This is a genomic window from Maridesulfovibrio sp. (assembly GCF_963676065.1).
Lineage (GTDB): Bacteria > Desulfobacterota > Desulfovibrionia > Desulfovibrionales > Desulfovibrionaceae > Maridesulfovibrio.
The window spans coordinates 1,656,551-1,678,847 of record NZ_OY780933.1 but is presented as its reverse complement, the minus strand read 5'-3'; the positions used below and the strand labels follow the sequence as shown (position 1 = coordinate 1,678,847).

Genomic DNA, 22,297 nt, shown 5'->3' with positions numbered 1-22,297 from the left:
GTGCAAACTATGAAAATAGGTGTAATCGGACTAAAAGGCGCATGGTCGTCCGAGCAACTTGCCAAGGCTGTTGCCGAAAAGACCGGCCGGGATACAAAAGTTTTTGAAATGCAGGATGTGCGTCTGGATCTGCCTTCCGGGAAGGCTGTTGTAGAAAACGAAGATCTCTCAGACTACGATGCATTGATCATTAAAAAGATCGGCAAACAGTATTCACCGGACCTGCTGGACCGTCTTGAAATGCTGCGCATGCTCGAAGGGCGCGGGGTGAAAATTTTCTCATCCCCCTACTCCATCCTGCGTGTACTGGATCGCCTCACCTGTACCATTTCCTTGCAACTGGGCGATATCCCCATGCCGCCGACCACTATCACCGAAGACGTGGATCATGCGCTGGCCGCGGTGGAAGAATACGGTGAGGCCGTTTTCAAGCCCCTCTACAGCACCAAGGCCAGAGGCATGTTCGTGCTTAAACCCGGACCGGATGCGCGCAAAATCATTGAAGATTACCATAAGGATTACAACACCATGTATATCCAGAAGACCATCGATCTCAATGACAGCGATCTCGGCATTGTCTTTCTCGGCGGAGAATACCTGACCACTTACGCCCGCTGCAAGACAACCGACTCATGGAACACGACAACCGTTAACGGCGGTAAATACGCACCGGTTGACCCGCCGCAGGAAATCATCGAGCTGGCCCGGAAAGCACAGGCCATTTTTAATCTCGATTTCACCTGTGTTGATGTTGCCATAACTCCCGACGGACCCTTTATTTTTGAAGTATCTGCATTCGGCGGCTTCCGGGGGCTGCTTGACGCTCGGGGTATCGACGCCGCAGCCCACTACGTAGACTATGTAATAAAAAAGGTGGAAGGTTAATGAGCCAGACCGCAATCACTAAATCCGCAATTGTTGATAAATTCCGCACTGAATTTCCGGCTACCGAATCCATTTTCATAGACTTCGGAGGCTGCATAATCGAAACACGGGTAAACAGCTCAGAACTGCTGGACGACCTGAACAACTATTTCAAGGAATTTCTGGCTGACGTCGATAAGGGCGATATCCTTATCACCGCTCACGAATGCCCCGCTGTGGACCTCGGCCTTGAATATTCCGTAAAGCAGCCGGACCCCGGCAAGACCAAGATCAAGGAAGAATTTTATAATCTCCCTGACGGTCGTGTGGTCTACAAAAGATTAACCGGGATGATTTTCGCTTTCGGCGGTGATGAAAACATAGCCATCGGTCCCTGCATTGAGAACTCCAATCAGCTCATAAACTTCATCAACAACCGCTTCATCGAATACAAACTCAACAACGGTTCTTTACTCGGCCACGCCGCAGGGGTCCTTAAAAACGGACGCGGTATCGCCATGGCGGGATTCTCAGGTATGGGCAAATCGACCCTCGCCTTGCACCTGATGAGCCGCGGAACCACTTTCGTCAGCAATGACCGGATCATGGCCGAAGATAACGGCGATTCACTGACCATGTACGGCGTTGCCAAACAGCCGCGCATCAACCCGGGTACCGCGCTTAACAACCCGGACCTGACCTGCATCGTAAGCTCTGAAGATAAAGAGAGGTTCCTGAGCATGCCCAAGGAGGAACTCTGGGAACTTGAGCACAAATACGACGCGCTCATCGATGAATGTTACGGCAAAAACAAATTCGTGCTCAAAGCACCTCTGAGCGCATTGGTCATCCTCAACTGGAAACGCGACAGTTCCGAAACCGTAGTTAAAAAAGTTGATCCCAAAGAACGCAAGGATCTGCTTCCCGCATTTATGAAATCCACCGGTCTCTTCTATCTGCCTGATTCCCCTGAGAAGAGAGATGATCCCGATATCGATGCATACGCGGAGCTACTCTCAAAAACCACCCTGATTGAAATAAGCGGCGGTGTGGATTTTGATAAGGCAGCCGACGCCTGTCTGCGGTTTATGGACGAAGGGTCCATTTAAAATAAAATTTCAAAGGAATTCAATGCGCATCAAAATCGAACGTGAAGTCAGGGTACCGGACCCGCTCAAGCTGGAAAGATACAGGAGAACACCGGACCTCGGTCCAAGAATCCTGTTTTTCAGTGGCGGAACTGCGCTCAAGAAGACTTCGTCCGTGCTGGCCCAGTACACGCACAACAGCATCCACATAATTACCCCCTTTGATTCAGGGGGCAGTTCCGCTGTTATCCGCAACAAGTTCAAGATGCTGGCCGTGGGTGATATCCGCAACCGGCTCATGGCTCTCGCTGATCAAAGCGTTCTGGGAAATCCAGCTATATATAAGCTTTTCGCCTACCGGTTGCCTAAAGATGCCGGAGAGGATGAGCTGCGCGCTGAATTTGAAGAAATGATGGAATGCAAGCATCCGCTGGTACGCGATATCCCGGCCCCCATGCGCAAGATCATCCGCAACCATTTTATTCAATTTGCAAATTTCATGGAGGATTTCAACCTACGCGGGGCAAGCATCGGAAACATAATTCTCACTGCCGGGTATATGACCAACCGAAGGCATATCGACCCGGTAATCTATATTTTCTCCAAACTGGTAGAAGTTCGAGGCGTTGTGCGGCCCACGGTCAACAAGGACCTTCACCTCGCCGCAGAATTGGAAGACGGAACATTTGTAGTCGGCCAGCATCTGATGACCGGAAAGGAGTCTTCACCCATCGCCTCGGGCATCAAAAAGCTCTGGCTGGCTGAAAAACTCGGTGATTCCACTCCCTGCACTGTCCGGATCCGCAAAAAAATGAAAAAATTAATCAACAGTGCCGAGCTGATCTGCTATCCTTTAGGCAGCTTCTATTCCAGTGTTGTGGCGAATCTTCTGCCGGAAGGCATCGGCAGTGCGGTCAGCGACAGCAGGTGCCCTAAAGTTTTCACACCCAACACCGGAACAGATCCCGAATTGAAAGGGCACTCGCTGACGCACCAGATTCAGAAGCTCCTCTACTATCTGCGTAAGGATGATCCGGAGAACATCCGGGTAAGTGATGTACTCAACTTTATTCTCGTAGACTCGGTAAATGGGATTTATCCCGGCGGTGTTGATAAAAAAGAAATCAATAAACTCGGTATTCAGGCCATAGACTGCGAGCTGATCAGCAAAGAAAGCGCTCCTTATCTGGACCCGCATCTTCTTTCTCAGGCCCTGCTATCACTGACCTGACAACTGCACAAAAGGCAGGTTTGATATGAGTAAGGATGAAAAGTCTAAAGTAACTCTGAAAAAGAAAGTAGGACAGGAAGAAGCTATCGTCATTCTGGAAAACATCCTGAACAGCTTCAAGTCCGGGAACATGCTCATCCAGAACGGGGATGAAACTGTCACCCTGATTCCATCCGATGAAATCAATGTGGAAATCAAAGCCAAAACCAAAAAGCTGAAAAACAAACTCAGCATGGAATTTTCATGGAAAGCAACCCCGGTTGAGGTTGAAGTTGAAAATTTCAGCGTCACCGAAGCTGGAGACAATGAGAAATCAGCCCCAGATGAGACTGCTGCCGAAGATCAGGAGTCCAAGCCGGAACCGGGTAAGGCCAGAATCATCAAAAAAGCTGACCAATAAATCTGTTCGGGCCGCAGAGCGCTTCTGCGCCGGTACCGATTCCCGCCACACAATAGTTCGTTCTCGCCGGACTGATTCTCATCGCCTCGTAAGAACTAATGACCAACTAAATCAAAGAAGACCCCGGTAGATTGCCGGGGTCTTCTGCTATCTGGTCAAAGAAAAGAAAGTGATTATCCTTACATGAAACAACGTTCTCAACATAAAATGGAGAAAAAATGCTACCAGTTATAATTAATCCAGAACTCTGCAAAAAAGATGAGCTCTGCGTACACGAATGTCCTCTCTCGGTTCTGGTCGTAGAAGGCAAAGACCAAGTTCCCACGGTACATCCCAGAAAAGCAAGCTACTGCATCAACTGCGGTCACTGTATGGCCGTCTGCCCCACCGGGGCCATCACTCTTACTGCCTTTGAGGGACAGGAGGCGGTTCCCTTCAGCAAGCAGGATATGCCAGATCCGGACTCAATAGAAACGTTGGTCAAAACCCGTCGATCTGTCCGCAAATTCAAAAAGAAACAACTTAGCGCCGAAAAGATCGGCGAGCTCATCCACATTGCCGCCTACGCTCCTTCCGGGCATAATGTTCAACCCGTTTCATGGACTGTCCTGGATACCCCTGAAAAAATACATGAGCTTGGGGAAGTGATAGTTGAATGGATGAAAGAAATGGTTGATCAAAAACATCCGCTGGCGGGTAAACTGTTCTTCAGCGGACTGGTCAACGCATGGAACAAAGGGAATGACGCGATCTGCCGCAATGCTCCAGCCGTGGCCATTGCATGGGCACCTGAACAGGGTATCACCCCACAGGCTGATGCAATTATCGCCACCAACACTCTTGAACTTGCAGCACACGCCAAAGGATATGGCAGCTGTTGGGCTGGCTATGTTATACTTGCTGCCGCATACAGTCCGAAAGTTCTTGATTTTCTGGGAGTACCGGAAGGCTGCATGGCCCACGGAGCTCTTTTTCTGGGATATCCGGCTGTTAACTACCGCAACATTCCGCCCCGCCATAAGGCTGTTGCTGAAAAAGTTGACGGAAAATTTATTTTCCACGCAAAGCAGAATGCACATTAAAAAAAATAAAGGCCGTAACTCTTATGAGGGTTACGGCCTTTACTTATTTCTAAAAAATTTGAGAATAGACAGCGATGCCTGATTGAATATGTCTAGCTTTCTTAAGATTCGAAAATTATGATCTAACGGTCTTCGTTTATACGCTTGCCGGGCATAAAGGCTGTGCGTAAAAATCTAGGCGTGAAAAGACGTAAAGGGTTGCTGACCAGCTTATCCGGCAGTACATGATACCAGCGATACCCCAGGCGCAGGTAAACCTTCTTGGCCAGACAACCATACCCGGCCTGACGTGCGGCCCAAAGTGCGGCATCCCGCTGACATCTTGAAGAAGCCACGGCCTTGAATATCTTATCGCTATAGCCCTTATCGACAAGCATTTTGCGGATACGCAGATATTCCCGGTAGCGGCTGATAATATCCGCAACTGAAAAAAAAGCCCCGGTAATCCAGCTCAAAGCAATAGCCAGCGAAGTGATAAAACCGAAACTGTGCCCATCGCGATAAAACTCGGCGGCAAGCCACGCCAGAGTCACAACCATACCAAGACAGAGGCCCAGAACAAAATGAGGTAAAGGGGCCACACGCAAATAATTATATTTTTTCTGTGCAAGAGCCTTTAACATCACAACTCACCAATTTAGCAACAGTTTCGCAGGGGGACAGATTACAGCCCCATTGAACGCTATACAGCGTTTTTCAGCAGTCCAAAATTCCATACGCCACAACTAGGGAGTTACCATTGTAATCAAAACCGTTCAAGAAATATCGGTCAGGGATAGCAAGCTGAATATATTGAATAAAAGTAATTTAGACGCAAAAACAGACTTGATAAACAGCTAAGTAGATCAAGACTTTGCGGAAGCTGATTTCGCCAGCTCTTTCAAAAGATCATCCACATTAAACGGTTTGGTGATCCGGGAATCCATGCCGCTTTCAATGCATTTTTCATAAAATTCTTCACCCGCATTGGCAGTAAGGGCGACTATTCTTACAGGAGAATGGGTTTTGCGGATTGCCTGCGCAGCTTCAAAACCATCCAGCACCGGCATTTGTATGTCCATGAAAATCAGATCAAAATCGTCACTTTCCATAAAAGTATCCACCGCATCCTTACCGTTCTCAACCATTACATAATCGCTGACCCCATTCTTTTCAAAAATCTTCCGAAGCAAAATACGGTTCATCTTACTATCTTCCGCCACAAGCACCTTAACACCAGATAAATCAACAGCTTCTTCAACACCATCACTTTTGTCCAAAGCCGGAACATCGCAACATGCTTCCACCGGGAGAGTGAATGAAAAAAGAGCTCCGCCCTCATCATTGTTGCGCGCGGATAATTCACCACCAAGATGCTTGACTAATTTATAGCAGATAGCCAATCCCAATCCAGTACCTCCGTAACGGCGCGTTATACTCGGATCGGCCTGCACGAAAGATTTAAACAGGGAATCAATTGCATTTTCCGGTAATCCTATACCGGTATCAGAGATCTCAAAAAGCAGATAAATTACAGTATCATCCCCGGTTCGCGAGACCGGAGTACAGCAAAGGGTTACGGAACCTTTATCCGTAAATTTTACCGCGTTTCCAAGCAGATTAACCAGCACCTGCCGCAACCGAAGGCTGTCCACCCGCACACATTCAGGAACGTTATCAGCTTCGAGATTCACCTGTAAGGTCTTGTTCATGGCCCCAACGTCGACAACATCCCTCATTTCCTGCAGAAAAGCAGGCAAATCTATATTTTCCTCATTTAATTCCATATGAACTGAATCCAGTCTGGAATAGTCGAGAATATCGTTGACTATGACCAGCAGACTATCAACGGAAGATTTGATCAGGCGCAAATTTTCCTGCTGCTCATCGTTAAGATCGGATCGCTGAAGAAGCTGGACCATACCTTTTACCGCATTCATCGGAGTCCTGAATTCGTGAGTCATGTTAGCAAGAAAACGCCCCTTGGCTTCGTTGGCTTTCTGCGCTTCTTCCCTGCTGAGCCGCAATTCTTTTTCAATTCTCTTAAGCTCGGAAATATCTTCAACCGAGACCAACACCCGGCCCCACGAATCCTCGAAGCCAGGCACAATATTAAGATTCAGGATAAAAGACTGTTCAAGGCCATCGCGCCGGAGAAAATTAAACTCACTGCGATTTCGAAGAGCTCCATTAAGCATATCAAGAATCAATGTACGGTAAAAACGCCATGAATGAGGTGTGACATAAGGTGAAAAGCCTCTCTGAAACAGCTCTTCACGGGAATGGCTTCCCAAGAATTCAATAGTGCGGTTGTTGGCATCAATTATCTTGACCAGATCAAGACAGTCTTTCACTGAATCCAGATCCGAAAGGAGATCTTCCCGTATAACCGGGACCATGTCCTGAGAGTAAGAATCAAAGATATTCTTGAGTGCGCTCATATCCAGTTCCCAGAGAGCCACTGGTGAATTTTCAAAAAGGGAACGGAACCTCCACTCACTTTTAAGCTGCTTCTCTTCGGCCTTTTTCCGGGCAGTGATATTAACCACAAACCCTTCAACATAGGTAGGCATTCCCGGCTCTGCCTTGACCAATCTTAAATCTCTGGAGGTCCATATGGAATGGCCGTCCCTATGCCTGCATTCAACTTCAAAAGAAGATATCTGCCCGGAAAAATCCAAAATATCTATAGCTCGATCCCAATCATCCCGATTTACATAAATCTGCTTAGCCACACTCTCGACATTCTGAACCAGTTCTTCACTGCTTTCATAACCGTAAAGACCGGCAAGAGCCTTATTAACAGTCAGATATCTTCCGTCCGTACTAGCCTGAAAAATCCCGATAGGGGCATTATCGAAAATATCCCGATAGCGGTTTTCCGCTTTTTTGCGCAAGGCATCAGCCATGTGACGGTTCTTGATTTCCTGCTCTATCTTTTCCTTCTGCCTGTTGACTTCCTCGACCCTTTTGGCCGCTTCCTGCATGCGTGCTTCATAAACCTTACGAGCCAGTACAGAACGGATAAGCCACAAACAACCACCAGAAATAACTATAAATAAAAATATAGTAAGCAGGAACTGCTGCCTCAGGCTGAGAAAACCGAACAGCTTATCTTCTTCCACTAAACTGATAACACTAAGCGACGTCCCGCGGACAGGAGACGAAATGGCCAGATAATCAACTTCCCGCCCTGACTGTCCGGCCTTAAGCACGGTCAAACCGTTCCATTCATGCAAGGCGTCCATTAGTAGAAGGTGCCCGCTCTGCTGTGCGGAAATGTTTGATACAGCTACAACAGTATCCCCAACACGCAGAAAATCGCTCCCAACCGAAGGAGATACCGTCATGAAACTCAAGCTGCGATGCAGGCTTTCCATTCTGGTCCAGCCCACAATGGTCCCCCGTCCCCCCTTTGCGTATTCTATGGGAACACTGACGACAATGGACAGCTCGCCAGCGTACGAGCCAGCAAAATAAGCCGGAACTCCATGCCGGACCCTGAATTTATCGAATTCACGGTTATCTTTGACAATCATGCATTCCACATCTGAATCCAGCAATAATTTTCCGTTTTCATCAAGAACCGCGATTCTTGAATAGGCAAGCTCCCCCCCTGCACTACGCTTGGACAAAATTCCGCTAATTACAGCGCAAACATCGGAGATAAGGGTTGTCTCTTTTTGAGAGGAGAGTGCCCCTTTCTCTTCCAGCACACGGACAAAAGACCGCAGGGTCTTACTATCTGTGGCACTCTCAAGCTCGGAAACACGGTTGGAAAAATAGAACCTGACAGCCATGGCCCTTTTAGCTGATTCACCTACGAACAACTCACGGGCAGTATCCCTGACCTGTAGCTGGGAAGAATAGCCTACCCATAATGACAGCCCTACAAATACGGCAAAGATCGTAAATGCAAGAATTATCAGAATACGGAAAACAAGATGGTCTGAACCCGAATCAGATCTGGAACTTTGCGTAATCATCAAATTTTTATTTCCATTCAAATATGAATTAAATTCTAAAAATTAATTTTACCGTAAAAAACCTGACATTTTGATTTAATTTATACCGTAAAGCTCAATAAACATATACCGTTATTACAAGTTTTTTAAAAGTTAACAATATTACCGCTTAAATTCCCCAGTTTCTCATGTTTTTTCGTCACTATTAATTGACATTGAAAATCGTTTTCAGTAAAACTGTTAGAAATCAACAAAAGGAGACGACCATGTGTGCAGCTCTTATAGGCGGAATGGATAGGCTAAAGCGTGACTATATTATTTCAGCCCAGAAAAAAGGCGTTAAACTCAAAGTTTTCACCGGTAAGGAAAATAAGGTTTCCGCAAAACTGGGAAGTGCCGATCACGTGATAATCTTCACCAACCAGATATCTCACGCGGCCAAAAAAGATATCGTGAAATACACCAAATCCAAGCAGATCCCCCTGCATATGTTCCACTCATGCGGAGTATCCACCCTGAAGAACTGCTTGGACAATCTGTAGGTAAGTCAGCTACTCATGCAGGGAACGCAGAAGCTCGATATTCTCTATATCGAGTTTGAATTCTGGATCGTCATCTTTTGGTGTTTCAATAACCTTAGGCACAGCAGCAAAGCGGGAATCACTCACGATATACCTGAATCCCTCAAGCCCGATATATCCTTTGCCGATATGTTCATGACGGTCTTTGTTGGACCCAAATTCCTGCTTGCTGTCGTTCAGATGAAAAAAACGAATGAAGTCCAGGCCGATAAGCTTATCGAACCGTTCAAAGACTTCTGCGCATGATTCTGGTGTACGCAGATCATATCCGGCGGCAAATGCATGGCAGGTATCAAAACATACTCCCATACGCGAGGTATAGCCGGAACCTTCCAAAATGGTCGCCAATTCTCCAAACCTGCTTCCGAGATTCGTTCCCTGTCCGGCGGTATTCTCGATAAGCACATTCACTTCTTCGGTTTCAGAAAGCTCAATAGCCTGATCGAGGTTAGCCACATATCGCTCAAGGGCCTCAACATTTCCTGACCCCAAATGCGATCCGGGATGTGTTACCAGAGATTCAATCCCCAGACGCTCTGTACGGCGTAATTCCTCAGCAAAAGCCTTTACGGATTTAGCTGCGCTGTCCGGCTTTGGTGAGGCGAGATTTATGAGATAGGAATCATGAACGCTAACCGGATAATTGCCCCACTCTTCCCTTAGATTTTTAAATCTATCTACCACTTTTTCTTCAAGCGGCTTGACTTTCCACTGGCGCTGGTTGCGGGTAAAAATCTGCAGGGCAGTACCTCCGATGGACATAATCCTTTCCACTGCCTTATCCACGCCACCGGTTATGGGCATATGAGCGCCTATAAACATATAAATCCTTCCTTCAAATTCAACTTGTATCAGAAAATCCGGTTCCTGCCGCCATTTCCATTAATACCGGGGCCAGCAACCGAGGGTCAATCAGTCCTCCAGATTCGTCTGAAACCAGTCTGCGGTCAATTACTTTCAGCGGCATTTTTTCCAAGTCCGTAAGGTCCAGTTTTTCCTGATAACTACCGTTTTTGGAATCAATAAGAATATAATTCAAGACCTTGTCGGATTTAATGTATGCGGCGTTATCCATACGCATAATTTCCAGAAGCCGCTCAACCTGAAGAGCCATGCCATGCCCGAGGAGTTCCGGGTCATGCCCCATATTCGGTATAAACACCTTGGGACAGGGGTTAGCCGAAACAGCCAGACCCAGCCCCTGCGGCGAGAGAGCCGCCAATGTACTGGAATAAAAACTGCCCATTGGATAGACGATCAACTCAGCTTTATTGACCAGATTTATAGCCAGCGAGGAAGCATGCACCGAGCGCGGCCATGGGTCATCCACTCCGGCACAGATCCACATTCCCTCAATGGGTGAACCTACGGGGTCCAATTCCTTGCCGGTGAATAAATGCTGGCCGGCCAGAATTTCCCCGTTCATCAAGCGTACCGCCAGATGCCCGTTATCCACAGTGGCTGCCCGAACAATTCCCCGCACTCCGATCAGTCTGGAAAGCTGAGCTATGGACTGGACCAATACCCTTTCGTGCACCATAAATCCGGTCGCAAGTACAATATTTCCCAGACTTGCGTTCAGCGGATCAAAATTATCACCTACCAGTTCGATAAACATGGCAAAGCGCTCGGAAAGGATTTTACGGATAACTTCAGGAAGGGCTTCCATAAGCGGATGTGAACCACTGGCCAGATGGGAAAGCTGCCCGTTAAGCGCGGTACGATCCGCAAAAGGAGGAAGTCTGGTATTCAGTAGATCCACTATATTTTTTCTCTCGGGACTTTCCGTATCGGCAAGAGCCAGCATACGGTTACGGACATCCCCTACCGCAGGCATATCAAAAACCTCCCGCAGAGCGGCGGAACTGCCTCCGGAATCAAAAGTGGTAATGATATACGCGCATTCCGGATTGACTTTAGCGAGTTCAGCGGCCAACCCGTTCAAAGCAGTACCTCCGCTGAAAAAAACAATCGCCGGATGTTCTTTACTCACCTCGCACTCCCGATTTTTCAGCAAAACAAGTACTGTAAGATATCACGCCATCTCCTAAGCATATTTATACGGACCGGACAAATACAGATTCCACACCAGCCAGACAAAAGTAGGTTTCCCTTGCGGGCAGGCAAGCTTTTGATTATTTAATCAGTAATATTTGAACGAAATTCATCTCATATTTGCAACCAACATACCCCAATCTTACTGATATGAAAAATATTTTTATTAACATTCATGGATTCGGATCAAGCGGTGCAAACTCCAAGGCAGCCGCGCTTGGCAAAAATTACCCGGACCATGAACTAATAAGTCCCGACCTGCCCGCGGACCCGCTGGAAAGCCTCGAAATTATTGATGACATTGTCATGAAAAGCAAAGATCTGCCTGTTGTAATGCAGGGTTCTTCTATGGGAGGACTGTATTCTTTGATCATGCACCTTCGTCATGGCGTTCCTGCGCTTCTGATCAATCCGGCACTCAATCCGGCCGCGCTGGTTCGCAGCCGTCTGGGCGATGTTTACGAATTCGCCAATGGGGACAGCATCCTCATCAAGCAGGAACATGTTGACCGCTTCGCTATGGTCGAAGAAGAGCTGGAGAAAGGCATCGCAGAAAAAGGTACTATAAAAGGACAGGTGCTGGCCCTGCTCGGGGAACAGGATGAACTGCTGGATCAGAATCATATGAAATCGATACTCAAAAGAGCCGGAGCTCAAATAATTTCTTATGACAACGACCATCAGTTCCAAGGATATGAAGAGATTTCCATTACGGATGATGTGCGTAATTTTCTGCTGAAACAGCGCAACTAATCTTCGCTGTTCTCTGGACTCCCTACAGGCATGAGTTCGTTCATTTCGCTGATATAACCGTTTTCAAGATTATTAACTTCCTGAATATAAGTCTTAAAGGTCAGGTCCATGGACGGATCGGTAAATTTATGCAGACTGTAAGAGGGCGTGGAAAAAAATCCGCGTCTGGCCTTGTGTTCCCCGCCCATGCCCGGATCGTATAAATTTATACCATTCTTCATTGCCCACTCGATAGGCGCGTAATAACAAAGCTCAAAATGAAGGAAGCGCACTTCCTCAAAACAGCCCCAATACCTGCCCCAAAGCCTGTCCCCGGAAAAAACAAACATGGACATAGCCAGAGGATCAGGATCATCTCCGCGATAAGCAACAGTAAACATGAGATTTTCCCTCATGCTATGCTTCAAGCCGTCAAAAAAGCGGGGAGTCAGATATTTACAACTCCAGACACCGAACTTGTCATTGGTAGATTCATAACAGCGAAACATGAGATCAAAATAACTGTCCGGGATATCGTACCCGGTAAGTATTTCCACCCGGACATTCTCTCGCCGCAGGGCTTTTCGCTCCCGGCGGATGGTCTTGCGCCTGTTACTGTTCATGGTCAGCAGCCAGTGATCGAAATCCCTGTAATCATGATTTTCCCAGACATATCCTTGATGTTTCCACGCCGCGTAACCGAAAGCCTCCATTTCGGTTACCCAGTCAGGGTCTACAAAATTAAAGGCACAACTTCCCAGTCCATTTACAGAACAAAAACGGTCAAGTGTACGGCATATCAATCCGCTGATTCTTTTGTCGGGTAGATCAGGAGAAATAAGAAAACGGTAGCCCGAAGCGGGAGTAAAAGGACTCATGCCTACAATTTTAGGAAAATATGTAAGACCGCCCTTCTTGGCGACTTCCATCCAGACCCGGTCAAAAATGAATTCTCCTTCACTCTGATCCCGGACAAACAAAGGTGCGGCCCCAACCAGCTTTCCCTCATAGCGGACAAGCAGATGGGCTGTAAGCCAGCCGCTCTCAGGAGAGGCACTGCCGCTCTGCTCAATAAGCCGCAGCCAATCCCACTCCAGAAACGGGAAATTCAGCCCCTTGGCGAGGCAGTCCCATTCTTCACGGTCAACTTCGGTAATCGAAGGAACCCATGATATTTCAAGTCCATCGAGAATATCAGTCATTTACCAACCCTGAAAAAACAAACTAACCGCTGACTTCTCCGGCAAAAGCGCCGGAAACCGAAAAATAGTCAGCCACCCATTCCATGAAAACACCTGCCGTATTGGAATAATCCTCCCTGTTCCAGACCATGAAAATATCCATACTGGGGAATTTCTCGCTGATAGGAACCATGGCGATACCTTTTCTGGAAACACGGCTGTTGTCTGGAAGAAAGGCAACTCCCATGCCGGAAGAGATCAGGGCTGACGCCCCGGAAAGGCCGGATATTTCCTGCCGGACATTCGGGACCAGCCCCCTGGAGGTAAATGCCTCCATAATGGAATCATAAAGATCCGGCTGCCCGGTCCGGGGGAACATAAGCAGGTTCTCACTTGCGATATCCTGCAATGATACGCTTTTTTTTGCGGTAAAGATATGATCTTCCGGCACGGCGAGAACATGTTTTTTTGAAAACAGTTTAACCGAGGAAAGCCCCTCCATCGCATTAAGATACACAGTGCAAAATCCCACATCAAGTTCACCCGAATGAATTTTTTCCAGCTGGATGGCAGCCCCGAACTGACTTAAACGCACTGAGACTCCGGGATAACGGTGGCTGAATGAACGCACCGCCTCGGGCAGAAGGCTGTCCATGGCGATTTCAAGAAATCCCACCCGGACATTGCCATATTCACCTTTGGCCATTCGTCCTGCTGTCGCCACCGCCTCTTCAGCATGCGCCACGATATCCATGGCCTGCTTGTAAAAATATCTGCCCTCATTGGTCAGCCGCACCTTTCGGCTGTTACGCTCCAGCAGACGTGCGCCAATCTCCTCTTCCAGTCCCTTGATCTGCTGTGAGAAAGGAGGCTGGGCTATGTGGACCCTGCGGGCCGCCCTGCCGAAATGTAACTCTTCGGCTACGGCAATAAAATATCTGAGTTGTCTTAATTCCATTATAAAAAATCCGACTTCCTTCTATTCAACAATAAATCCTGTATAATTACAATATTAATATCGGAAGGACAAAAAAATGCTAAAAGATTATTGCATTTTATTCCTGCATGAGCCAACCTCAATTCGCCTATTCAAACAAGGAGTTTTTTATGGTTGATGATCTGGACAATATTCTTTCCGATATTCAGCAGCAATGCAATGACGCAGCCCACGATATGTTCGGGGGAGAGACTTCACGCTGGCATAACCCCACCTACGCAAAACTCATGGATAATCCTGATTCTGTAGGAGAAATGAAGGGGACCTGCGGTGATTTAATTAAAATATTCCTCAAAGTGGAAAACGAGACCATTACCGAGGCATCATTCTTCACAACCGGATGTGGTCCCAGCATAGTCAGCGGCGATATGGCCTGTGAACTATGCAGCGGTAAAACTATTGACCGGGCTTCCGAAATAGGTGGGGAGAACATACTTGAGAAACTGGGAGGACTGCCGAAAGACAAAACCCATTGCGCCCATCTGGCCGCGTCCGCGCTGCAGGAAGCACTGGGAAACTGGCTCCGCAAAAAATAAAATATAATTAAGAACCGTACTTGAGGATGCCTTTTATCAGGACAATTTTTTTGATCGGTTTACTCATGAATCCGTTGCACCCGGCCTCGAGGCATCTTTTCTTATCTTCCTCCCGGCTGCTGGCGGAAAGAGCTATCACCGGGGTGGAAGGATAACCGTTTTCCAGCTCGTAAGCCCTGATCTCCCGAGTAGCATCAAGTCCGTCTTTAACGGGCATTTGGATATCCATCAGTACAAGGTCAAAATTATTTTCACGGTAAATCTGCACAGCCTCTTCACCGTCGCTGGCATACCAGAGCCTGAAAGGTGTATCCTTGAGGAAAAAGTCAAAAAGCGTGCGGTTGTTTTCCGAATCATCGGCAATAAGTAGACGCAGCGGATTCAGTTCGACAAAACTTTCCTTTTCTATCGGCCGGTTAACGCTAATGCCATAGATTTCGAGCATTGCTCGCCTCAGTCCGCCGCGGGTTACAGGCCAGCCCATACTGCCTTTAACCCCGAAAAGATAATTAATTTCAGGCCGGTTACTGCTCACCCCGGGCGAAGATGACATAGTGCAGAGTACTGGATTTTTGCAATTCAATCTGGCTTTAATAGCCTCAACTTCGCTAAGTCCGTCCTCTTCTCCCAGTCTGTCAGAAACAATTATCAGCTCGGCATTGCTCCGGCAGGACTTATTTTGCACGCAGGCGAAATTCAAATCACCGGAATGCATACATTTTGCTCCCCATTGAGTGAGGCACTTACAGATATAGTTTCCGACCAGATCATGCTCATCAATGACCAGAATTTCACGCTCCTGCACAGCAGTTCTGACAGCTGCGCTACCCTCTTCCGGTAAAGAAACTTGCCCGACTTGAATATCGGCCCTGAATTCTGCCCCGCCGGAGGTTAAATTATGCACGGTAATATTACCGCCCATCATCTCCACCAGATTTCTGGTAATTGATAGCCCAAGCCCGGTTCCGCCGTACTTGCGGGTAGTCGAGGAGTCCGCCTGTACAAAATTATCAAAAATTACTTTCAGCTTCTCCTCGGAAATACCTATTCCACTGTCACTGACAACCATGTGCAGTGTTGCCTTATCCGCCGAACCGGACCGACTTGAAATAGCCAGCGTCACACTGCCGGTATCGGTGAATTTTATCGCATTGCTGAGCAGGTTGACCAGAATCTGTTTGATTCTGGTTGGATCACCTTTGAATTGTTCGGGACAAAGAGGGTCCACATGGCAGGCAAAAACAAGTCTCTTTTTCCATGCACTTACTGACATGATGCCTGCGACCTCATCAACTAGATCATCAATATTAAATACCGTATTTTCAAGAAGCAGCTTACCGGATTCAATCTTTGAAATATCCAGAATATCATTGATAAGATTCATCAGGGCTCTACCTGAATCGCTGAAAATAGATACATAACTCTTCTGTTCAGCAGTAAGTGGAGTATCTGAAAGCATATCAGCCATGCCCAGAATAGAGTTCATGGGGGTACGAATTTCATGACTCATCTGGGCTAGAAATTCACTTTTGGTGCGGTTGGCCACTTCCGCACGGGCCATGGCCTCTTCCAGCTTTTTCAGAGTCTCTGCCATATGGGCGGAATTTCTCTCTTCCACCTCCTTGGCCTTCAGAATCTCGGCGGCATAACGCTGGAGCTCTTCTTCATCACGCTTACGGTCAGTAACATCACGGACAACGCTCAGCAAAACATTTTGTCCCTCGTAAGCAATCCTCCGAGACCTAACATCCGTGTGCACAATCTCCCCGGATTTGGCAATTACCGGACATTCAAATTGCATGGCTCCTTCGTCGGTAAAGATACTGTTCAGGATGCACCGCAAACTATCGCGCTCATAAGGAGGCATAATTTCAAAAATTGTTTTTTTCAAAAACTCATCATACCCGTAGCCCAGAAAATCCGTTCCACGGCTGTTGACCTTTAGAAAAAAGCCATCAATATCGGTAATGCAGACGAGATCATCAACGTTATCAAAAAAGAATTGATACTGTTCCAACCCTCTGTTTTTACGCAGGCTTTCCAGCATGGAAGCGAGAGCTCCCCCCAAGGCGTTGATCTCAGTGATCATACTCTTACGGTCAGGGAGATCCTCTTCCCGGCCATTGGAAATCTCTTCCGCGGAATCAGTCATTTCGCTTAACGGACGGGTCAGGATACTGCTGAGGTAAAGAGAAACCATGAGACATAGCCCGATTACCGCGCCGAAAAGAGGAAACAGCAACCAAAATGTATGCTGCAAGGACTCGTCAAGACTGTCATTAGATACAAAATAAGACAATCCAGGAACCAGAGAACTGCGATAGAGAACCCCGTGCTGGTCGTTATTCAGGGTGACGTTTATAAGATCCCCATTTGCGACTTCTTCATCAAGCTCAAAAGGCAGGGGGGCTCCGGTAAGGAGATCATAAGCCTTTCCTTTCTCAAAAAGCACCATTCTGCTCATTTCAGAATTCTGTATTGTGGATTTCACCTCCGACCGGGAGAAATCAACCAGACAGGCGGCGCTTCCCACAATCTTTGAGCGGCTGCGGATAGGTAGCGAAAAAACAGTTATAAATCCGCCATCATCTTTCCTGCAGAATGAACAACGGTGAGGAGGGTCGAGAAGCGCAGCAAGTACATAAGATTTATAGAACATCTTTCCGGAAGAATCGAAAATCCTGCCGTCATCCTTACGCATGACATAAAAATCAAGGCCCAGCGGAGACTGGTCATACTCGGAAAGTTTTTCGGAAAGAGGATAGTCCACTCCCATCATCGTAGCTACACGGATGGAGTTATCCTTGCTGAGCTCGCCAAGGCGGGCCATGGCCCGATGCAGAAAGCTGTACAGTTCAAGACTGACTTCCTGCCCTTCAGCGCTTACCCGGTTATGGAACTCATCCTTAAGGGTATTAAAATAGCTGTAGGAAAATACGCCGCCCATAGCCAGAGCAGCAACAAGGGCCATACCGCAAATTGCGGCAGCCACCAGCGAGGACAATTTATAAGAAATTTTATTCTTCATCGCAGCGAAAAGGATATCTTCTATTTGTAAACAACGTCAGCAGCCATAAGTATATCAATCGGAATTTCCATTCCCAGTTCACGGGCCCTTCTAAGATTGAAAACCAAAGCATAACGCTCGGCTTCTTCGATAGGGATATCACCGGGGGACGTCCCTTTCATTATTTGCGCTACCATTTTCCCTGCCTGCCTGCCCATAGCGATAAAATCAACTCCTACACCTCCCAGCATTCCAAGCCGGGCAAAGGAGTAATTCAAGGGAATTCCCGGAGTTCGGCAATGGGCTACGGTCCATTCAACAATCTCCGAGGTAGAATGTGCTCCGGATTTGCTGTCTTTAAGTAAAGTTGCCGAGGGATAAATTGTCCCGATTGATGAATCGGAGCAGGCCTGACCCAGTATTTTTTTATACTCTTCCCAACTGGGGGCTATGCGTATTTCTATCTCAAGGCCCGGACCTAACTCGGACTCTTCCAGCTCTTTATTAATCTGCTTCAGAATGGCCTTTCCGGTGGGAGATTCGTCTCCGATCACCAAAATTTTTTTGAGGTCAGGAATAATCTTCTGCTGAACCAGACACGCTTCAATAAAATGAAGTTTCTCATATACTCCGGTAATATTGTGACCCGGACGGCTCTTCGAAGTCATCCACTTTACCTTGCGGTCATAATCTTCGGGCTGCCCGTTCAAGCCGCAAAAGACAATATTGATATCCGTATCCACAAGCCTTAGCCCCACGGTCCGGAATGCATTGTCATCCAGCAGAACCAGAACATCAGGATGCTGCGCTTTCACTTTTTCAAGGACAATCTCAGCCTGTTGAGCGATCAATTCCGGGGTATTGTTCACCTTCTTGGTATCCATAGCGTATTTGTACACCGTAAGGTTATCCCCTTCCACAAATCCGGCCTTGGCCAGACTTTCCAAAACTCCCTGATGTTGCGGGTCGCCGCAGATATTATCCAAAGCATAGCTGTGAACAATAAAAATATCTTTTGCCTCGGCCTGCGGAATAATAAGAACGTAATACGCAAAAAATAAAACCAGACTAACTACGGCAAAAGAACTTTTATTTATCTTCATCACGTCCCCCAAGTTTCGTGACATGAACCGAACATAACGCAACTTTTTTTTACTGTTTGTTCTTATAGCATTTTTTTAGCCCTACAGATAGGTTACTCCTATTCAATTGCATTATTCTACTTATCAGCACTATTTATTCCGCAATTTTAAATCGTCCGAACACCGGAAAATGATCAGAGGAGTCAATGGTCCTAACGACTTCACCCCCATCACGATGCAGTCCTTGGGAATAAAAGAGAAAGTCGTAGCGATGTTTGCGTTCTGCAAATGTATAATTTTTATGAAGCTCCTCAGCCGAACTATTGAAGTTGCTCAGGATCTCACCGCAACCTTTCAAACGCTCCCGAAATCCTTTTATAAACGGTATCTTCTTTAAATCATCATTTGGAACTGGCGTGCCCCGGATATAAGCCTGAAAATTGAAGTCCCCGCCGATGAGATAATTATTGCCGGCACTCTCCCTATTTATCCATTCAGTCAGAAATTCTGCCTGTGCCACACGGGCCGCTCTATTCCAGACACACAGATGGACATTATAGATATCCAGAATTTTACCGTTTACCTTCAGCCCTACCCGCTGCATTGTGGATTTCCAAAGCAGCGGATAGTAAAACAGATTCAGGAGCATATTTTCAAAATTAGGCTTACAGGAAGTCAGTGTGTACTCATTACTGACCATAGGAAATTTGGATATAACCACGGTGGCTTTGGTTATTTTGCGTTCTTTTCTAAAAGGAAAAAACATATCCCAGTCCACCACCGGAGCTGCATATCCCCAACCCAGCTCCTGCATGATGTAATCAAGCTGATTCATGTACCAAGAGCGTTTTGAATCAAGATCCACCTCCTGCAAAAGCAGAATGTTAGCCTTTTTTGCCCTGACCAGCTCAATAAATTTATCTAGATTGGAAGTATAGAAAGATTCCGGATGATCATCGGCCAAAGTAATCTGAACCGGTCCGGCGGCAAATCCCAGATTATAACTGAGCACTCGCAACTCTTCATTTTCAAATTCCGGCAGCAAATCTGTGTCATTAAACCTCAGAACCTGCCCCTGCTCCAGACTTCCGATATGAAAAAGCGGCGCAGTAAACCATTTTATGAAAAAATATCCTGTCACCAAAACAGCGAGAAACAAAAAACAAGCTGAAAAAAACTTCAATAAAGGATACATCTACTCATCATCTCCCAAACCAGTTTTAAACTATAAACCCATATTCAAAAAAGATATGTCCATATCACCGATAAAAACTTTTATAATATCAATTGTATTTTTCCTGCTGACGCCTACATTCAGTTATGCGGGCTCTGCGTCCTGCCAGCATGTAAAAATAATATTCGGATACAAGTTCCCACCCTTTTACATTGTAACGAGTAAAAAGGAACCCTCAAAAAGTATGCATGGGTTATTTATCGATATGCTGGATAAATTTCAGGCCCAGCACCCAGAATACGACCTTGAATATAAGTGTTTGCCAAGAGCAAGAATCGGCAAAATACTCGCGACCGGAAAAGCAGACGCTTTTGCTCTGAGTTCACCTATGTTCCTCTGTGATGAAATAAACTCAAAATACAGAAACTCACTACCCTTATGGACGGTAGGAGACTATCTGCTGGTACGCAAAAATTCTCCACTTACAAAATCGGATCTGCTCTCTCTGACAGGAAGAACCATTGCAGTTCTGCATGGTAATTCTTACGGACCGCTGGATGAGTATTTTAAAAAAGGACAGCTTAACCGGCACGCTGTCTACTCAACCAGCCAGATGCTGGAACTCCTGCTAAAAAAAAGGGTAGATGCGGCGATTTGCAATAAAAGCACCCTACCCGGACTGGTAAAAAGATCAGGACATGTAATGAATGAGTTCAAGATGCTTGATAAGCCTCTTTACACCTTTAAACTCCACCTGATGGTCAACCGGGAGAAATCCGGTTTTCTGCATGATTTTAACGAATTCATAAAAAACACCCCCCTGCCTGATTTACAGGAAGGGGGGTGATTTTCCTACTGCCCCTGTGGAAAATAAAGGGGACAATTTTTTCCTTCTATCCGGACAAGCCGGACCGGTCGCGGTTCTTCTATTTTATTGGGAACAAAGCAACGGTAGACCTCAAGCCCTGAATTTAAAAGCAGCATGCCACTGAGCAGTACGAGGCCCAGTGCCAAAGTATTCCGCATACGCTAACCTCCAGCAGGAATATTTTTCACTTCAGCTGATGAAAGCAAAAAACGGGCCTACCGGATAATTCAAAGCCAGATCACGGACAGCTCAATATCATTATCTCAGTCTGAGATTTTTTTGCCCGTTTGAGTTTCTGTCCGCATGTGTATTCAACATATAAATATTTACCTTTTCCTGGATAGGGATCACCACAGAAGGAATTGCCGACAACAGCCCGGCATTTATTTTTACCGTCACATTTTTTTACCAGCGCCTCTTTGGCATTGCAGAAATACTGTTTATACCCCAACTGTCCTTCCAGTTCGAAGCTGACATTTCCGTACTTAGCACTTTGGACCCGGATAGCTTTTTCCGGAAAAACTTCTTCCGGTTCATCCGGCTCAGCATATTGGATTGATTCCACCTCATTTTCAGAGACAGGAATATTAAGAACCTTTCCGTCTTTAAGGGTAATCTTCATTTCAGCATGAAGATAGGGTACAGATACAAAAAAGACCAAAGCGAACAGCAAAGAGATAAAAGCAAACCTGACCATAATCATTTTCCTCCTGATAAATATGCCGATACAATACACTGGACCAGCAAATATCTCTAGCAAAACAACGGAGTCACACATATGAAGATTTTTTTTATCGCAATGCTCCTGACATTCATAACCTGCTCCGCCGGTTTGGCGCAGGATATGAATAACCTTAGAGATCTCAAACGTCCGCGCTACGGAATTTTTGAAGCCGAAGAAACAAAAGCCCCCGCCCCTCAAAAGACTAATACGCAAGAAACCGCAAGAATGAATAATTCCCGGTTTGCAGGAACCTTCAAAGGCCGGGTGACCGTACACTATAAGAACAACATGGTTACAGCAGAAGCTACGCTTCACATCGCAACAGGCGAGAAAACAGACGGCAGCCACTACGATAATTATATCATCCCAGCCAATAAAGATTACGTGCAATATAAATGGAAACTTGACAAAAATGAGGTCAACAGGTCCGTAACTGTTTCCGGAAATACTCTCTACATTACAGACATCATCGATTATGGAAAAGGCGGAAATTCTCAGATCAGAACGCTCGTATTTTCACAGGACTGCTCAGCGCTGACTTTCCTTAAGACTGAATTTGACGACGCACGTAAAGCTCCGGCGACAGGTCAGATCATAGGAAGATTTTTGCGGGTCAAAGAATAAATTTAATAATGGAAGATATTGCAGGCGATAACTTTAATTCCCCCTGATTTCCCCCCGGCCGGGTGTCAGGAAGGACCGGGGGGAACAGCTGGGAAGAGGCTGGTACATTTTCCTCAGAATGGGAGAA

At 46.6% G+C, this 22,297-nt stretch carries 21 protein-coding genes; 10 read left to right on the top strand and 11 right to left on the bottom strand.

All coding sequences use genetic code 11. The features are described 5' to 3' along the window. Positions 1 to 9 precede the first annotated feature (9 nt). From ACKU35_RS07520 to ACKU35_RS07500, 5 genes are all read left to right on the top strand, one after another. Entirely contained in the window at positions 10 to 885 is an 876-nt protein-coding gene (locus ACKU35_RS07520; protein ID WP_319764636.1) for a GAK system ATP-grasp enzyme, read from the top strand. Then, on the top strand, positions 885 to 1,973 hold the full coding sequence (locus tag ACKU35_RS07515; RefSeq protein WP_319764635.1) for an HprK-related kinase B: 1,089 nt from the start codon (positions 885 to 887) through the stop codon (positions 1,971 to 1,973). Before ACKU35_RS07520 ends, ACKU35_RS07515 begins: the two co-directional genes overlap by 1 nt. A gap of 22 nt (positions 1,974 to 1,995) precedes the next feature. Beyond that, on the top strand, positions 1,996 to 3,183 hold the full coding sequence (locus ACKU35_RS07510; protein WP_319764633.1) for a GAK system CofD-like protein: 1,188 nt from the start codon (positions 1,996 to 1,998) through the stop codon (positions 3,181 to 3,183). Between the two features lie 25 nt (positions 3,184 to 3,208). Then, complete coding sequence (locus ACKU35_RS07505) at positions 3,209 to 3,583, top strand: amphi-Trp domain-containing protein (protein ID WP_319764631.1); 375 nt, start codon at positions 3,209 to 3,211, stop codon at positions 3,581 to 3,583. 218 nt (positions 3,584 to 3,801) lie between these two features. Then, on the top strand, positions 3,802 to 4,665 hold the full coding sequence (locus ACKU35_RS07500; RefSeq protein ID WP_319764629.1) for a nitroreductase family protein: 864 nt from the start codon (positions 3,802 to 3,804) through the stop codon (positions 4,663 to 4,665). Between the two features lie 122 nt (positions 4,666 to 4,787). On the opposite strand, the gene ACKU35_RS07495 is transcribed toward ACKU35_RS07500, so the two are convergent. Next, positions 4,788 to 5,288, bottom strand: coding sequence for a hypothetical protein (locus ACKU35_RS07495; RefSeq protein WP_319764627.1), 501 nt, complete (start codon positions 5,286 to 5,288; stop codon positions 4,788 to 4,790). A 222-nt stretch (positions 5,289 to 5,510) separates the two neighbouring features. After that, on the bottom strand, positions 5,511 to 8,630 hold the full coding sequence (locus tag ACKU35_RS07490) for a PAS domain S-box protein (RefSeq protein ID WP_319764625.1): 3,120 nt from the start codon (positions 8,628 to 8,630) through the stop codon (positions 5,511 to 5,513). A 245-nt stretch (positions 8,631 to 8,875) separates the two neighbouring features. Here ACKU35_RS07490 and ACKU35_RS07485 point away from each other — a divergent pair, with 245 nt between their 5' ends. After that, positions 8,876 to 9,151, top strand: coding sequence for a DUF2325 domain-containing protein (locus ACKU35_RS07485; protein WP_319764623.1), 276 nt, complete (start codon positions 8,876 to 8,878; stop codon positions 9,149 to 9,151). 9 nt (positions 9,152 to 9,160) lie between these two features. On the opposite strand, the gene ACKU35_RS07480 is transcribed toward ACKU35_RS07485, so the two are convergent. Further along, the gene (locus ACKU35_RS07480; RefSeq protein ID WP_319764621.1) at positions 9,161 to 10,012 is read right to left on the bottom strand and encodes a deoxyribonuclease IV; all 852 of its coding nucleotides are present in this window, start codon (positions 10,010 to 10,012) and stop codon (positions 9,161 to 9,163) included. A gap of 19 nt (positions 10,013 to 10,031) precedes the next feature. Then, the gene (locus tag ACKU35_RS07475; protein ID WP_319764619.1) at positions 10,032 to 11,183 is read right to left on the bottom strand and encodes a GAK system CofD-like protein; all 1,152 of its coding nucleotides are present in this window, start codon (positions 11,181 to 11,183) and stop codon (positions 10,032 to 10,034) included. A gap of 212 nt (positions 11,184 to 11,395) precedes the next feature. Between ACKU35_RS07475 and ACKU35_RS07470 the strand changes: the two genes are divergently transcribed. Beyond that, a complete protein-coding gene (locus ACKU35_RS07470; protein WP_319764617.1) occupies positions 11,396 to 11,998 on the top strand; it encodes a YqiA/YcfP family alpha/beta fold hydrolase in 603 nt (200 codons plus the stop codon). Here ACKU35_RS07470 and ACKU35_RS07465 read toward each other — a convergent pair. Both ACKU35_RS07465 and ACKU35_RS07460 read right to left on the bottom strand, forming a co-directional pair. Next, positions 11,995 to 13,179, bottom strand: a complete 1,185-nt coding sequence (locus ACKU35_RS07465) for a GNAT family N-acetyltransferase (RefSeq protein ID WP_319764615.1) — start codon at positions 13,177 to 13,179, stop codon at positions 11,995 to 11,997. The genes ACKU35_RS07470 and ACKU35_RS07465 overlap by 4 nt on opposite strands. 22 nt (positions 13,180 to 13,201) lie before the next feature. Beyond that, a complete protein-coding gene (locus ACKU35_RS07460) occupies positions 13,202 to 14,116 on the bottom strand; it encodes a LysR substrate-binding domain-containing protein (protein ID WP_319764613.1) in 915 nt (304 codons plus the stop codon). Between the two features lie 149 nt (positions 14,117 to 14,265). On the opposite strand from ACKU35_RS07460, the gene ACKU35_RS07455 reads away from it, so the two are divergent. Continuing rightward, the gene (locus tag ACKU35_RS07455) at positions 14,266 to 14,691 is read left to right on the top strand and encodes an iron-sulfur cluster assembly scaffold protein (RefSeq protein ID WP_319764611.1); all 426 of its coding nucleotides are present in this window, start codon (positions 14,266 to 14,268) and stop codon (positions 14,689 to 14,691) included. A 7-nt stretch (positions 14,692 to 14,698) separates the two neighbouring features. Here the strand turns inward: ACKU35_RS07455 and ACKU35_RS07450 are convergent, their stop codons facing one another. From ACKU35_RS07450 to ACKU35_RS07440, 3 genes are all read right to left on the bottom strand, one after another. Further along, the gene (locus tag ACKU35_RS07450) at positions 14,699 to 17,719 is read right to left on the bottom strand and encodes an ATP-binding protein (protein WP_319764609.1); all 3,021 of its coding nucleotides are present in this window, start codon (positions 17,717 to 17,719) and stop codon (positions 14,699 to 14,701) included. Between the two features lie 20 nt (positions 17,720 to 17,739). Next, entirely contained in the window at positions 17,740 to 18,801 is a 1,062-nt protein-coding gene (locus ACKU35_RS07445) for an ABC transporter substrate binding protein (protein ID WP_319764607.1), read from the bottom strand. Positions 18,802 to 18,934: 133 nt separating this feature from the next. Further along, positions 18,935 to 19,921, bottom strand: a complete 987-nt coding sequence (locus ACKU35_RS07440) for an endonuclease/exonuclease/phosphatase family protein (protein WP_319764605.1) — start codon at positions 19,919 to 19,921, stop codon at positions 18,935 to 18,937. Positions 19,922 to 20,198: 277 nt separating this feature from the next. Between ACKU35_RS07440 and ACKU35_RS07435 the strand changes: the two genes are divergently transcribed. Further along, positions 20,199 to 20,801: a substrate-binding periplasmic protein gene (locus tag ACKU35_RS07435; protein WP_407944199.1), complete on the top strand. Its 603-nt coding sequence runs from the start codon at positions 20,199 to 20,201 to the stop codon at positions 20,799 to 20,801. A 5-nt stretch (positions 20,802 to 20,806) separates the two neighbouring features. Here the strand turns inward: ACKU35_RS07435 and ACKU35_RS07430 are convergent, their stop codons facing one another. Together ACKU35_RS07430 and ACKU35_RS07425 are read right to left on the bottom strand one after the other, a co-directional pair. Beyond that, positions 20,807 to 20,980 carry a hypothetical protein gene (locus ACKU35_RS07430; RefSeq protein ID WP_319764601.1) on the bottom strand — a complete coding sequence of 58 codons (174 nt, stop codon included), beginning with the start codon at positions 20,978 to 20,980 and terminating at the stop codon, positions 20,807 to 20,809. Positions 20,981 to 21,060: 80 nt separating this feature from the next. Next, positions 21,061 to 21,519 (bottom strand): hypothetical protein, encoded by a 459-nt coding sequence (locus ACKU35_RS07425; protein ID WP_319764599.1) that lies wholly within the window; start codon positions 21,517 to 21,519, stop codon positions 21,061 to 21,063. 81 nt (positions 21,520 to 21,600) lie between these two features. On the opposite strand from ACKU35_RS07425, the gene ACKU35_RS07420 reads away from it, so the two are divergent. Continuing rightward, entirely contained in the window at positions 21,601 to 22,170 is a 570-nt protein-coding gene (locus ACKU35_RS07420; RefSeq protein ID WP_319764597.1) for a hypothetical protein, read from the top strand. Positions 22,171 to 22,297 lie beyond the last annotated feature (127 nt).